9 protein-coding genes are annotated in these 14214 nt (G+C 61.3%); 5 read left to right on the forward strand and 4 right to left on the reverse strand.

Going from position 1 to position 14214, the window contains the following annotated elements:
* Positions 1–7: 7 nt before the first annotated feature.
* Positions 8–2665, forward strand: a complete 2658-nt coding sequence (gene pepN / locus ACEN93_RS28370) for an aminopeptidase N (protein ID WP_495610799.1) — start codon at positions 8–10, stop codon at positions 2663–2665.
* A 332-nt stretch (positions 2666–2997) separates the two neighbouring features.
* On the opposite strand, the gene katG is transcribed toward pepN, so the two are convergent.
* Positions 2998–5265 (reverse strand): catalase/peroxidase HPI, encoded by a 2268-nt coding sequence (gene katG, locus ACEN93_RS28375; protein WP_495610800.1) that lies wholly within the window; start codon positions 5263–5265, stop codon positions 2998–3000.
* 327 nt (positions 5266–5592) lie between these two features.
* On the opposite strand from katG, the gene ACEN93_RS28380 reads away from it, so the two are divergent.
* A complete protein-coding gene (locus tag ACEN93_RS28380) occupies positions 5593–7629 on the forward strand; it encodes a TonB-dependent receptor (protein WP_495610801.1) in 2037 nt (678 codons plus the stop codon).
* A gap of 49 nt (positions 7630–7678) precedes the next feature.
* Here ACEN93_RS28380 and ACEN93_RS28385 read toward each other — a convergent pair whose 3' ends face one another.
* Entirely contained in the window at positions 7679–9889 is a 2211-nt protein-coding gene (locus ACEN93_RS28385; protein ID WP_495610802.1) for an LTA synthase family protein, read from the reverse strand.
* Positions 9890–10177: 288 nt separating this feature from the next.
* Here ACEN93_RS28385 and ACEN93_RS28390 point away from each other — a divergent pair, with 288 nt between their 5' ends.
* The 3 genes from ACEN93_RS28390 (at position 10178) to ACEN93_RS28400 (ending at position 12940) form a co-directional block, all read left to right on the forward strand.
* Positions 10178–11209, forward strand: coding sequence for a sterol desaturase family protein (locus ACEN93_RS28390; RefSeq protein WP_495610803.1), 1032 nt, complete (start codon positions 10178–10180; stop codon positions 11207–11209).
* 142 nt (positions 11210–11351) lie between these two features.
* A complete protein-coding gene (locus tag ACEN93_RS28395; protein ID WP_495610804.1) occupies positions 11352–12365 on the forward strand; it encodes an ABC transporter substrate-binding protein in 1014 nt (337 codons plus the stop codon).
* A gap of 158 nt (positions 12366–12523) precedes the next feature.
* Complete coding sequence (locus tag ACEN93_RS28400; protein ID WP_007956881.1) at positions 12524–12940, forward strand: organic hydroperoxide resistance protein; 417 nt, start codon at positions 12524–12526, stop codon at positions 12938–12940.
* A gap of 82 nt (positions 12941–13022) precedes the next feature.
* Here ACEN93_RS28400 and ACEN93_RS28405 read toward each other — a convergent pair whose 3' ends face one another.
* Positions 13023–13499 (reverse strand): copper chaperone PCu(A)C, encoded by a 477-nt coding sequence (locus tag ACEN93_RS28405; RefSeq protein WP_495610805.1) that lies wholly within the window; start codon positions 13497–13499, stop codon positions 13023–13025.
* Complete coding sequence (locus ACEN93_RS28410) at positions 13499–14104, reverse strand: SCO family protein (RefSeq protein ID WP_039770777.1); 606 nt, start codon at positions 14102–14104, stop codon at positions 13499–13501. Before ACEN93_RS28410 ends, ACEN93_RS28405 begins: the two co-directional genes overlap by 1 nt.
* Positions 14105–14214 lie beyond the last annotated feature (110 nt).

A 14214-nucleotide genomic window follows, 5' to 3' on the forward strand; every position in this document is an offset into this window, starting at 1 on the left:
CTTCAGCATGCGCACCGAACAACCGAAGATGATTTACCTGAAGGACTATCAGGCGCCCGAGTACCTGATCGACGAAACACACCTGACCTTCGAGTTGTTCGAGGACCACAGTCTGGTCCACGCGCAACTGGTGATGCGCCGCAACCCGGCTCGTGGCCCGGGCCTGCCGCCGCTGGTGCTCGATGGTCAGCAGCTGGAACTGCTCTCGGTGACCCTGGCCGACCAGGAACTGAGCGCCGACGATTACCAACTGACCGAGAACCACCTGACCCTGCAACCGGCCAGCGAAACCTTCACGGTGGACACCAGCGTCAGGATCCATCCGGAAACCAACACCGCACTGGAAGGCCTGTACAAGTCCGGCACGATGTTCTGCACCCAGTGCGAGGCCGAAGGCTTCCGCAAGATCACCTATTACCTCGACCGCCCGGACGTGATGAGCAAGTTCACCACCACCGTAGTGGCCGAGCAGCACAGCTATCCGGTGCTCTTGTCCAACGGCAACCCGATCGCCAGCGGCCCCGGCGAAGATGGCCGGCACTGGGCGACCTGGGAAGACCCGTTCATGAAACCGGCGTACCTGTTTGCGCTGGTGGCCGGTGACTTGTGGTGCGTTGAAGACTCGTTCACCACCATGACCAACCGCAACGTGGCGCTGCGCATCTACGTCGAGCCGGAAAACATCGACAAGTGCCAGCACGCCATGAACAGCCTGAAGAAGTCGATGCGCTGGGACGAAGAGGTCTACGGTCGCGAGTACGATCTGGACATCTTCATGATCGTCGCCGTCAACGACTTCAACATGGGCGCGATGGAGAACAAGGGCCTCAACATCTTCAACTCCAGCGCCGTGCTGGCCCGCGCCGAAACCGCCACCGACGCCGCGCACCAGCGGGTCGAAGCGATTGTTGCCCACGAATACTTCCACAACTGGTCGGGCAACCGCGTGACGTGCCGCGACTGGTTCCAGCTGTCGCTGAAGGAAGGCTTCACGGTGTTCCGCGATGCCGGTTTCTCCTCTGACATGAACTCGGCCACGGTCAAGCGCATTCAGGACGTGGCGTACCTGCGTACCCACCAGTTCGCCGAAGATGCAGGTCCCATGGCCCACGCCGTGCGCCCGGACAGCTTCATCGAGATTTCCAACTTCTACACCCTGACCGTGTACGAAAAGGGCTCGGAAGTGGTCGGCATGATCCACACCCTGCTGGGCGCCGAAGGCTTCCGCAAGGGCAGCGACCTGTACTTTGAGCGCCATGACGGCCAGGCCGTGACCTGCGATGACTTCATCAAGGCCATGGAAGATGCCAACGGCGTCGACCTGACCCAGTTCAAGCGCTGGTACAGCCAGGCCGGCACACCGCGTCTGGCGGTGAGCGAGTCTTACAATGCGGCCGCGAAAACCTACAGCCTGACCTTCCGTCAGAGCTGCCCGGAAACCCCGGACAAGGTTGAAAAACTGCCGTTCGTGATCCCGGTGGAGCTGGGCCTGCTCGACAGGCAGGGCAACGAGATTGCCCTGCGTCTGGCCGGCGAAGCCTCGGCCCAAGGCACTAGCCGAGTGATCTCGGTGACCGAAGCCGAGCAGACGTTCACCTTCGTCGATATCGCCGAACAACCGCTGCCGTCCTTGCTGCGTGGCTTCTCGGCGCCGGTGAAACTGAGCTTCCCGTACAACCGCGATCAGTTGATGTTCCTGATGCAGCACGACAGCGACGGTTTCAATCGTTGGGATGCCGGCCAGCAACTGTCGGTGCAGGTGCTGCAAGAGTTGATCGGCCAGCAGCAGAAGGGCGAAAGCCTGGTGCTCGACCCACGTCTGGTTTCCGCTTTGCGCACCGTGCTGTCGGACGAAACGCTGGATCAGGCGATGGTCGCGGAAATGCTCTCGCTGCCAAGTGAGGCGTACCTGACCGAAATCAGCGAAATCGCCGATGTGGACGCGATCCACACCGCCCGCGAATTCGCCCGTCAGCAACTGGCGGAGAACCTGTTCGAACCACTGTGGCTGCGTTATCAGGCCAACCGCGACTTGTCGAAGCAAACCCCGTACGTGGCCGAGGCCGAGCACTTCGCCCGTCGCGCGTTGCAGAACATCGCGCTGTCGTACCTGATGCTCAGCGGCAAGCCGGAAGTGCTGGCGGCAACGCTGGAACAGTTCGACAGCTGCGACAACATGACCGAGCGCCTGACCGCGCTGGCGGTGCTGGTCAACTCGCCGTTCGACGAGCAGAAAGCCACCGCACTGGCCAGTTTCGCCGAGCACTTCAAGGACAATCCGCTGGTCATGGATCAGTGGTTCAGCGTGCAGGCCGGCAGCACCTTGCCGGGCGGTCTGGAGCGTGTGAAGGCACTGATGCAGCACCCGGCGTTCAACATCAAGAACCCGAACAAGGTGCGCGCGCTGGTCGGTGCGTTCGCCGGACAGAACCTGATCAACTTCCACGCGGCGGATGGCTCGGGTTATCGCTTCCTGGCGGATCTGGTGATCGAGCTGAACGGCTTCAACCCGCAGATCGCTTCGCGTCAACTGGCGCCGCTGACCCGCTGGCGCAAGTATGACGGCGCTCGTCAGGCGCTGATGAAGGCTGAGTTGGAGCGGATTCTGGCTTCGGGGCAGCTGTCCAGCGATGTGTATGAGGTGGTGAGCAAGAGTTTGGCTTGAGGCTGGTTGGTTGGGGGTGGTCTTGAGGTGGTGTTTCAACTTTAGATCCAGCCCTCACCCTAACCCTCTCCCGGAGGGAGAGGGGACTGACCGAGTCGTTCTGTCGAGCTGCATCGACCTGATAGTGCTTTGCCGAATCCATAATCGACTCGATTCTTCAGGTCGATGTATCGCGCAATACACCTCGGTCGGCTCCCTCTCCCTCGGGGCGGTCCGACGTTTCGGGAGGGCTGGGGTGAGGGGGTTGGGTTTCAGCCGCACCACATCACTCACGCCGAATAGAAAAACGCCGCTCGATGAGCGGCGTTCTTTGTGGCTGGATGAAAAAGCCCTTATTGCCGCAAATCAAACCGATCCAGATCCATCACCTTCGCCCACGCAGCAACGAAGTCGTTGACGAACTTTTCCTTCGCATCGGAGCTGGCATACACCTCGGCCAGCGCCCGCAGTACGGCGTTGGAACCGAATACCAGATCGACCCGGGTCGCCGTCCATTTCACGCTGCCGGTTTTACGGTCGCGGCCTTCGAACTCGGTTTTCGACGTCGGTTTCCATTCCACGCCCATGTCCAGCAGGTTGCGGAAGAAGTCGTTGGTCAGGGTGCCGGGTTTGTCGGTGAACACGCCGTGTTTCGTTTTACCGACGTTGGTGTCCAGCACGCGCAGGCCGCCGATCAGTACGGTCATTTCCGGGGCGGAAAGGGTCAGCAGTTGCGCCTTGTCGATCAGCAACGCTTCGGCCGGCACGCGGTACGTGTTGGCGGCGTAGTTGCGGAAGCCGTCGGTATGCGGCTCGAGGAAGCCGAACGACTCGACGTCGGTTTGCTCCTGAGTCGCATCGGTGCGCCCCGGATTGAACGGCACGGTCACCGTATGCCCGGCGTTTTGCGCCGCTTGCTCGACACCGGCGTTACCGGCCAGAACGATCAGGTCCGCCAGCGAGACTTGCTTGCCCGACGCCCCGGCGTTGAACTCGTTCTGAATGCCTTCAAGAACTTTCAGCACCTTGTCCAGTTGCTCAGGCTGGTTGGCCTGCCAGAATTTCTGCGGTGCCAGACGCAGACGTCCGCCATTGGCGCCGCCGCGTTTGTCCGAACCCCGGAAGGTCGATGCGGCCGCCCAGGCGGTGGAGACCAGCTCCGAAACGGACAGCCCCGACGCCAGTACTTTGCCTTTCAACGCCCTGATATCGCTGTCGTCCACTAGTGGATGCTTGGCTTCGGGAATCGGGTCTTGCCACAGCAGTTCTTCCAGGGGCAATTCCGGGCCGAGATAACGCGAGAGCGGGCCCATGTCGCGGTGAATCAGTTTGTACCAGGCGCGGGCGAAGGCATCGGCCAGTTGATCGGGATTGGCCAGGAAGCGCCGCGAAATCTTCTCGTAGGCCGGGTCGAAGCGCAGGGCCAGGTCAGAGGTGAGCATGGTCGGGTCGATGCGTTTGTTCGGGTCGTGGGCGTGGGGGATGGTGCCGGCGCCGGCGCCGTTTTTCGGTTTCCACTGATGGGCACCAGCCGGGCTTTTGGTCAGTTCCCACTCGAAGCCGAACAGGTTTTCCAGGTAGTTGTTGCTCCACTTGGTCGGGGTGGTGGTCCAGGTCACTTCCAGGCCGCTGGTGATGGTGTCGGCGCCTTTGCCGGTGCCGAAGCTGTTTTTCCAGCCCAGGCCCTGTTCTTCGAGGCCGGCGGCTTCCGGTTCCGGGCCGACGTTGTCGGCGGGGCCGGCGCCGTGGGTCTTGCCGAAGGCGTGACCACCAGCGATCAGGGCGACGGTTTCCTCGTCGTTCATGGCCATGCGGCCGAAGGTTTCGCGGATGTCCTTGGCCGAGGCCACCGGGTCGGGATTGCCTTCGGGGCCCTCCGGGTTCACGTAGATCAGGCCCATCTGCACGGCGGCGAGCGGGTTTTCCAGGTTGCGTTCGCCTTGGTTGGTGCGGCTTTCCTCATTGCCGTGTTCGGCGGGTTCCGCGACCAGTGTGCCTTCGCCCGGCGGCTGCATGGATTCCGGATCCTTGCCGTAGCGGTTGTCGCCGCCCAGCCACTTGTTTTCCGAGCCCCAGTACACGTCTTCATCGGGTTCCCAGACGTCCGCGCGGCCACCGGAGAAACCGAAGGTCTTGAAGCCCATGGATTCCAGCGCGACGTTGCCGGTGAGCACGATCAGGTCGGCCCAGGAAATGTTGCGGCCATATTTCTGCTTGATCGGCCACAGCAGCCGTCGGGCCTTGTCGAGGCTGACGTTGTCTGGCCAGCTGTTGAGCGGGGCGAAGCGTTGCTGGCCGGAGCCGGCGCCACCACGGCCGTCAGCGGTGCGATAGGTGCCGGCGCTGTGCCAGGCCATGCGGATGAAGAGCGGGCCGTAGTGGCCGAAGTCCGCTGGCCACCACTCCTGGGAGTCGGTCATCAGCGCCGTCAGATCGCGTTTGAGGGCCTGGAAATCCAGGCTCTTGAAAGCCTTGGCATAGTCGAAGTCCTTGCCCATCGGATCGGATGCGGGCGAGTGCTGACTCAGGATTTTCAGGTTCAGTTGATTCGGCCACCAATCGCGGTTCGTCGTGCCACCGCCGGCGGCGTGATTGAACGGGCATTTCGATTCATTTGCCATGTTCGGGATCCTTATCAGGTCTTCTGCGGCCGGCTCGTGCCGACTTCGGACTAGTAAGGCTAGACCCGACTTGGCAAGTCAGCTAATAGGCCGACTATTGGTGCCTGATAGGCGCAGTCTCTTACGCGAAGCGCAGGGAACCTGCAGGGGCAGGGCGCTGAAATGCCCGTGCTTGAGCGCTGGTTTGCATGTGTCTGGGCGAAACGGGATGGTCATTGGAAATGTTATTGTATAACATAAAAATGATTTCATCTGATCGATGCCGGTAATACACCCCTGTGTAGCGCTGGCATCGATCCTCACTTTTCTGCCTGACGGATTCCTGAAATGCCTTCCCGCTTCCACACCTTCCAACCCCGCCTGACGCTCATGGCCTCGGCGCTGCTGATCGCTTCGCCCGCATTCGCCGCCGACCCGCTGGAACTGCAACCGCAAGTCATCACCGGCAATCCGCTGGGCAGTCAGACCCTGGCCTCGCCCTCGACCGTGTTGAGCGGTGACAGCCTGACGCTGCAACAAAAGGGCAGCCTCGGCGAAACCCTGAACAAGCAGCCGGGCGTGTCGTCGTCCTACTTCGGCCCGGGTGCCAGTCGGCCGATCATTCGCGGGCAGGACGGCGATCGCATTCGCATCCTGCGCAACGGCGTCGGCGCGCTGGACGCGTCGTCGTTGTCCTACGATCACGCAGTGCCGCTGGACCCGGTCAATGTCGAGCGCATCGAAATCGTCCGTGGCCCGGCGGCCTTGCTGTACGGCGGCAGCGCCATCGGCGGGGTGGTCAACACCTTCGACAACCGCATCCCGACCGAAGCCATTGAAGGCATCCACGGTGCCGGCGAGTTGCGCTACGGCGGCGCCGACACCACCCGCAGCAGCGCCGGCAAGCTTGAAGCCGGTAACGGCCAGTTCGCCTTGCACCTGGACGCCAGCGCCCGCGAGTTCAATGACCTGAAAATCCCCGGCTACGCCAAGACCGGCCGTGAACGGGCGAACGACGATGGCGATTCGAAGAAACATCGGCTGGCCAACAGCGACGGTCGTCAGGACGGCGGTGCGGTGGGTGGGTCGTACACCTGGGATGACGGTTACGCGGGGCTGTCGTACAGCAATTACGATTCCAACTACGGGTCGCCGGCCGAAGACGATGTGCGCATCCGCATGGAGCAGGAGCACTACGCGTTCGCCTCGGAAATCCGCAACCTCGACGGCCCGTTCAGCTCGGTGAAACTCGACGCCGGCTACACCGATTACCAGCACCGCGAAATCGAGGGCGGCGAAGTCGGCACCACGTTCAAGAACAAGGGCTACGAGGCGCGGGTCGAGGCCCGGCATCAGCCGCTCGGGCCGTTCAACGGGGTGATTGGCGCGCAAGTCAGTCGCAACGAGTTCTCGGCGCTGGGCGAAGAAGCGTTCGTGCCGCACACCGATACCGACGCCGGTGCACTGTTCATTCTCGAAGAGCTGCAAGCCACGGATCGTCTGCTGTTCACCCTCGGCGGACGCCTCGAACACACCACGGTCGACCCGGACGCCAAAGGCAACGAGCGTTTCGCCAATGCCGATCGCTCCAGCAGTTTCACCGCCGGCAGCCTGTCATCCGGCGCGGTGTACACGCTGACGCCGATCTGGTCGGTCGCCGCCACGCTGGGCTACACCGAACGCGCGCCGACGTTCTATGAGCTTTACGCCAACGGCGCCCACGTCGCCACCGGCACTTATGAAGTCGGGGACGCGGGGCTGTCGAAAGAAAAAGCCGTCTCCAGCGACCTGGCCCTGCGTTTCGACAACGGTACGCACAAGGGCAGCGTTGGCGTGTTCTATAGCCATTTCTCCAACTACATCGGCCTGCTCGGAACCGGGCGCACGCTCAACGACGAAGGCGAGGAAGACGCCGACGGCATTCCTGAATACACCTACTCCGGCGTGCGGGCGCGCTTCAGCGGTATCGAAGCGCAGGATCGCTGGACCCTCGGCGAAAACGCCTACGGCAAGTTTGCTCTGGAACTGTCGGGCGATTACACCCGCGCCAAGAACCTCGACAACGGCCAGGACCTGCCGCGCATCGCACCGCTGCGGTTGAACACCGGTCTGTTGTGGGAGCTGGATCGCTGGCAGGCGCGGATCGATGTGGAACACGCCAGTTCCCAGCACCGGGTGCCGGACAATGAAAGCAGCACCGACGGCTACACCACGCTGGGGGCGAATGTGGGTTATCACTTTGATGTTGGCCAGAGCAAATGGCTGGCCTTCGTCAATGCCGAGAACCTGACCAACCAGACCGTGCGTTATGCCAGCTCGATCCTGCGCGATATTGCGCCGGCAGAAGGGCGCAGCATTCAGGTAGGGCTGCGCACCACGTTCTGATCGGTCACATCGGACAGGCGCCAGCGTCGTTGCGACGCTGGCGTCGACCTCAACTCGATTGAGCGGTGTCTTCTTCCGGGATCTCGTCCAGCAGATCCTGTTGCCCTGGCAGTTCGGTGATCACGCTGAAATCACTGACCTCCACGGCGCCCAGGCCATACCCCAACAAGTGAAACGAGAACGCCTTGCGCGGTTGCGGGTTGTCGAAGCTGAAATCCATCTCCAGCGGCTGATCCGCCGTGGCGACCATCTCGGTCGGCAGGCCCAGTTGCACGTCCTGTTCGAATTCCTTGGCCTTGAGCTGAATGTACGCTGCCTGCTGCGGATCGACCGAACGTACGGTCAGGCGTACGCGGGTGTGGGAGCCTTTAGGCATCTCCAGGTATTGCGCGCCGATCAGGTTGTCGGCCCAGTCGTCCTTGATCTGCGCTTGCAGCGGAATGACGTTGGCGCTGCCGAACTGATAACGCTGGTTCAGCGGGGTGCGCAGCAGCGACAGATCCAGGGCCGAGGCGCGGGCGGCGATGTCCCGGGCATTCTGGCTGCTGGCGTTGCCTTTGAATGTGGCGCTTTCGGCGATGAATCCATTGCTTGCGTAATTGCGGCAGCGGCGCGGCATGTCGCATTCGGTCAGCAGGCCGCGACCGTCGTGGTAACGCAGCTTGCCGTTGGTGAACGACATGATTTCGCGGCCCGAATCGTAATCGCGAAACAGCGAACGACCGCTGAGAGCGGAGGGCACCGGAAAGTCGAAGTAATCCAGAATCGACGCACTCAGATCGACGTGACCGTAGACCCCGGCGTTCAGGCGCGGCAGCTGCGCCTGCTCCGGCGCGAGGGTCAGGTTGAAGCCCCAGGACGACGCGAGGCGTACGCCGTCGATGCCGTGGGATTCATCCGAGGTGATCACCACCAGCGTGTCTTTCAGCACGCCCTGGCGTTCGAGGCCGCTGAGAAACTGTTCCAGTGCATCGTCCAGATAACCGACGGCGGCCTGCTTGGGTGTGTCGTAGCGTTGCAGGTATTCCTCCGGCGCGGAGTAGGGCTGGTGGGTGCCGACGGTCAGCAGCGTCAGCATCCACGGCTGTTTCTGCTTCTTCAGTTCGCCGACGTATTTCAGTGCGCCTTCGAAAAACGCCTTGTCATCTTTGCCCCACGGGAATTCCAGGTAGTTGGCGTTGGTGAACCATTCCAAGCCATGGGTCGCATCGAACCCGATGTGCGGCATGATCTTGTCTTTGGCCATGAACCGCAGCCCTGCGCCTTGCAGGTAGTGAGTGGCAAAACCATGCTGACGCAACTGAGCCGGCAGACAGGCCTGATTGCGTTCGTGCTGGGTCAGCATTTCCACGCCTTTGGGCGTGCCGTTGTCGAGTTTGTCGTAATCGCCGCAGAGCATGGCGTACAGACCGCGAATGGTCTGGTGGGTGTGCAGCACGTAATCCGGGGTGTTCATGCCGCGCTCGGCCCAGCGGCTGAGGTTGGGCATCAGGTCTTCCTGATAATGGCTGCCGATGGCCTGGCGATTGGCGCCGATGTAAGCGCCGGGAATGCCTTCGAGGGCGACGATCAGCACATTGCGCGCCTGGCCCTTGGCCGCCAGCAACGGGTGACCGTTCAGATCGACATCGGTGAGCCCGGCCATCGGTGGAGGCGCGACTTGAGTGTTGCCGTCCAGCCATTCTTCAGCCTGCATCTGCACGTCGGCAACCTGCGCGGCCAGCAGTTGGTGCGGCAGGTTGTACAGACGCCACGGATCGGCATCGCTCGGATTCAGGTGTTGCGCGCCCCAGTACGCGGAGAACAACACCATCGGCGTCGCCCAGGCTGCGCGGGGCAGCGCGGGGGCGGTTGTCGCGCGTCGAGTCCAGTGACTCAACAACCACAAGGCCAAAGCCACCAGCAGCGCAACCGCTACGCCGGGATGGGCGAAGCCGCCGCCGGTGGAGTTTTCCACGAACTGCGGGTCGATCAGGTAATGCAGGTCCGCCACGGTCGGCAGGCGGCCGACCGCGCTGACCAGTTCCGCGGTCGCCACCGCCAGCAATCCCCAGAACAGCAGCACCGGCAGCGCCAGCCACCAGGGGCGGCGGTGCAACACCACCACCAGCAGACTGCCGATGGCCAGATCCGACAGGTAACCAAACAGGCTCGACCAGCCGAGTGCCGCCCGCAGGCACACCGGCACGATCAGTACCAGAAAAACCAGAGAGAGAAGGCGGGCATCCAGGCACCGCAGCCGTTGAAAAAGAGCGCTCACAAAAAAAGACCTTCCAGCCATTAAACCGTCATAAAAGTGTGGGCGATGATACCAAGCGTCGGCAGTCTGATCGCCTTTTTAAACGGCTGGATGATCCGGTCCCGAAGAGCGCTGTGAACCATCCGCAAGGGGCGGGACCTTGATCGGCGTACGTCCTGGCGGTTTTCCGACCTGAGCGAGGCGCCGGTTTTATTGTTTCAGGCTGTTTAACCGGCCTTTGATCCGTTCGTGCTGCATTTGCGAACCAGTGCGATTTACAATGCGCGACCCTTGATGGAGTCGTTCGTCGTGGATTTACTCGCGCAACTTCACGCGCAGCTCAGCCGCTGGGTGATCGATCCGGTCACCGAACGGTTCCTTGGCCTGTTCGATTTGAACGGCCGCCTCGGTGTGGTGTTTCTGCTCACGTCCTACGGCGTGGCATACGGCCTTTATCGCCACCGAAAATCCCGGCACCTGACGCAAGCCCGATCCTTCTGGCAATTTGTCGGCGGCGGTCGTGTTCACGGGCATCGTTCGGCCTGGCTGGATTACCGTTATTACTTCATCAAGGCGATTCTTCGGGTGACGCTGGTGTTGCCCGTGGTCGGCCTCGTCGACCCGCATATTCTGCGTTCGGGCGACTACGCACAGTTTTTCACTCAGCTGTGGGGCGCGCGCGAGCAAGTGCCGGTTCACCCGATGATCGCGCTGTTCTACGGACTGGGCGTGTTCCTGCTCAGGGACTTTCTGCATTACTGGATTCACCGTGCCTTTCATTCCCGCTATCTGTGGGAGTTCCACAAGGTTCACCATTCGGCGCCGGTGCTGGTGCCGGCCACGGCCAGCCGGATTCACATTGCCGAATCGATCGTTGAACGAATCGTCATCACCGCCGGCCTCGGCGCGTTTGCCGGGGCGGTCTGGTACGCCTGCGGCGGCGAGGTCAGCCGCTACACGCTGTTCGGCGTGACCTGGCTGGTGCTGATCATCAACAGCCTGGGCTCCAATCTGCGCCACAGCCATGTCTGGCTGTCGTTCGGGCCGGCAGTCGAGCATGTGCTCAGCAGCCCGGCCCAGCACCAGATTCACCACAGCGACGCACCGCGCCATTTCAACAAGAATTTCGCGATCAATCTGTCACTCTGGGACTGGCTGTTCGGCACACTTTACGTCACCACTTCAAAGCCCGAAGCCTTGCGCTTCGGCACGGGCGAGCAGGACCGCACGCGTTATCTGACGCTGTACAGCCTGATCGTCACGCCGTTCGTGGACACCGCGAAGCGCCTGTCGTTGAACGCCGACGGTCTTAGAACCCGGTTCAATCAGCGTACGCCTTGAACTTCGGTATCAGCCTGTTCATCAGTTTTTCGAAGCTGGTTTTCCAGTGATATCAATATGCGATAACGGTATTTAAATTTCGTTTTTTATAGCGATAAAGTCCGGCCTCACAGATTTCTCTATAAATCGTTGCGAGGTTGTCATGGCCCTACCGTTCAAACGTTCTGCACTGACGCTGCTGGCGGCCTCGCTGGCCGGCGCGTTGCTCGGCAACACTGCACAAGCCGAAGGCAAGATCAGCATTGCCCAGCAATTCGGTATCGGTTATCTGATTCTGGATGTTGTGCGCGATCAGCAGTTGATCGAGAAACACGGCAAGGCCCTGGGCCTGGACATCAAGGTCGACTGGAACAGCATTTCCGGCGCCACCGCCATGAATGAAGCGCTGCTCACCGGATCGCTGGACGTGGTCTCGGCGGGCGTGCCGCCGATGCTCACCGTGTGGGATCGCACCAAAGGCAAACAGAACGTCAAGGCCATCGCTTCGCTGGGCTCGATGCCCAACTACCTGCTGACCAACAACCCGAACGTCAAAACCCTCAAGGACTTCAGCGACAAGGATCGCATCGCCGTGCCGGCGGCGGGTGTGGGCTTCCAGTCGCGCACGCTGCAAATCGAAACGGCCAAGGAATTCGGCAATGACCAATACAAGAAATTCGACGATATTTCCGTCAGCCTGCCGCACCCGGATGCGACGGCTGCACTGATCGCTGGCGGCTCGGAAATCAACGCGCATTTCTCCAGCCCGCCGTTCCAGTATCAGGCACTGCAGAATCCCAACGTGCATAAAGTGCTGAGCTCCTACGACGTGCTCGGCGGCCAGGCCACGTTCAACGTGCTCTACACCACGGAAAAATTCCACGACGAAAACCCGAAAACCTACAAGGCGTTCTACGACGCGCTGGCCGAGGCCGAGAAAATCATCAAGGCCGACAAGCCTGCGGCGGCTCAAGCTTACATTCGGGTCGAACAGTCAAAGCTGCCGCTGGCGCTGGTCGAGAAAATCGTCACCGATCCGGAAATCGATTTCACCGTGGTGCCGCAGCGCACCTTTATCTATGCCGAGAAATTGCAGGAGCTGGGCGTGCTGAAAAACAAGGCGGACAGCTGGAAGGATTATTTCTTTGAAGAGGCGCATGGTGGGGCGGGGAGTTGAACGGCCGTCATTTCTGAACAACCCGCACGTCCGCCGACCGGGTAAGCGACAAACCCACGTCTATAGTGAGAGGGCTGTGTGAAACCGGTGGCGCACCTCAAGGCTGCGGGGAGAGGCGCCGAGTGAACAATCTGCTGTTATTCATTCAGGAGAACGCCATGAGTCAGATCGAAAAAGTCCTCTACACCGCGAAAACCCACACCACCGGCGGACGTGACGGCGCCTCGCGCAGTTCCGACGGGATCCTCGACGTAAAACTGTCGTCGCCCGGTTCCAGTGGCGGCGGGACCAATCCGGAACAATTGTTCGCGGCAGGCTGGTCGGCGTGTTTCATCGGTGCGATGAAAGCGGTGGCGGGGCAGCAGAAAATCAGCCTGCCAGCGGACCTGGCGGTGGATGCCGAAGTGGACCTGGGTACCAACTCGGGAGGGTATCTGTTGCAGGCGCGACTGAATGTAAGCCTGCCGGGCATGGAGCGCGGAGCGGCGCAGCAGCTGGTGGATGCGGCGCATCAGGTGTGCCCGTACTCCAAGGCCACGCGCAACAATATCGAGGTCGAATTGAAACTGGTCTGACATCCGGATGCAAAAGGGGCGGCATGATCATTGATCATGCCGCCCCTTTTGTTTTTGAAGCCGTAGATCTGTCAGTCAGCGATCAATGCATCTTGCTGTGATCGTGGCCTTCCATGGTCAGCGCCTTGACCGGCGCTTTCACTTCCACGGTTTCCTTTTCGCCCTTGGCGTTTTCGATAGTCAGGGTCAGCGGCACGCTGTCGCCTTCCTTCAGCTGAGCGGTCAGGCCCATCAGCATCACGTGGTAGCCATTCGGGTCGAAGTTGACGGCTTTGCCCGCCGGCAGGTCGACCGACTTCACCGGACCCATGCTCATCACGTCGTTCTTCATGGTCATCTCATGAATCTGCACGTCCTTGGCCGCCGGCGAAGCAACGCTGAGCAGCTTGCTGTCGCTGTCGGCGGTGACGCTCATGAACGCGCCGCTGGCCGACTGGTTCGGCACGGTCGCACGCACCCAGGCGTCGTCGACCCTGGTCTGCGCCGATACCTGGAACGCCAGGCCCAGCAGGGACAGGCCCAGTGCGGCACGTTTGATGTTGTTCAGAAAGGGGTTCATCAGCAGACCTCCATGACGGTAAGCAAATCTTCCGTGCACTCTTGTGCAGAAAGCGATTGAGACAGGCCCACACGCAACGTGCCCCGGGTGTCGTAGACATAGCTGGTGGCGGTGTGGGAAAGGGTATAGGTGTCGCCGGCCGGGACTTTTTCGTAGAACACGTCGAATTCCTTGGCGGTGGCCTTGGTTTCTTCGAGGGTGCCGTACAGGGCGACGAAGCTTGGATCGAAGGTCTTGACGTAGGCGTCGAGGATTTCCGGGGTGTCGCGTTCCGGGTCGAGGGTGATGAACACCACTTGCAGGATGTCGCCGTCCTTGCCCATCAGCTTCTTGATTTTCGCGGCGCGGGCCAGCGTCGTCGGGCAGATCGCCGGGCACTGGGTGAAGCCGAAGAAGATCATCGGCATCAGGCCGCGAAAGCTCGACAGCGTCACGGTGTTGCCTTCGGTGTCCTTGAGCTTGAAGGTGCGTCCGAGGATCTTGTCGCTCAGATCCTTGCCGTACTTGTACGACAGTTCGCCGCGGGTGTCGCAGCCGGCGAGCAGGCCGAGACCGAGTACGCCCATTCCCGCAAGCACCTTGCGGCGAGTCAACAAAGCCGTCATTTCATACCGCCCTTTGGAGCCCGCCAGTCGGCAGGACAGGCGGGGGGTTAACCGTAAAAGCGGCGCATGATACCAAAATGATCCGGCAGGTCGGTTTTTGATCACCTGTC

The sequence above is a fragment of the Pseudomonas sp. Pseusp21 genome (assembly GCF_059492145.1).

Bases quoted from the DNA above. Each gene is read 5' to 3' on its own strand.
- pepN (WP_495610799.1), top strand. From the start codon at position 8: ATGCGCACCGAACAACCGAAGATGATTTACCTGAAGGACTATCAGGCG.
- katG (WP_495610800.1), bottom strand. From the start codon at position 5,265: ATGGCAAATGAATCGAAATGCCCGTTCAATCACGCCGCCGGCGGTGGC.
- ACEN93_RS28380 (WP_495610801.1), top strand. From the start codon at position 5,593: ATGCCTTCCCGCTTCCACACCTTCCAACCCCGCCTGACGCTCATGGCC.
- ACEN93_RS28395 (WP_495610804.1), top strand. From the start codon at position 11,352: ATGGCCCTACCGTTCAAACGTTCTGCACTGACGCTGCTGGCGGCCTCG.
- ACEN93_RS28400 (WP_007956881.1), top strand. From the start codon at position 12,524: ATGAGTCAGATCGAAAAAGTCCTCTACACCGCGAAAACCCACACCACC.
- ACEN93_RS28405 (WP_495610805.1), bottom strand. From the start codon at position 13,499: ATGAACCCCTTTCTGAACAACATCAAACGTGCCGCACTGGGCCTGTCC.
- ACEN93_RS28410 (WP_039770777.1), bottom strand. From the start codon at position 14,104: ATGACGGCTTTGTTGACTCGCCGCAAGGTGCTTGCGGGAATGGGCGTA.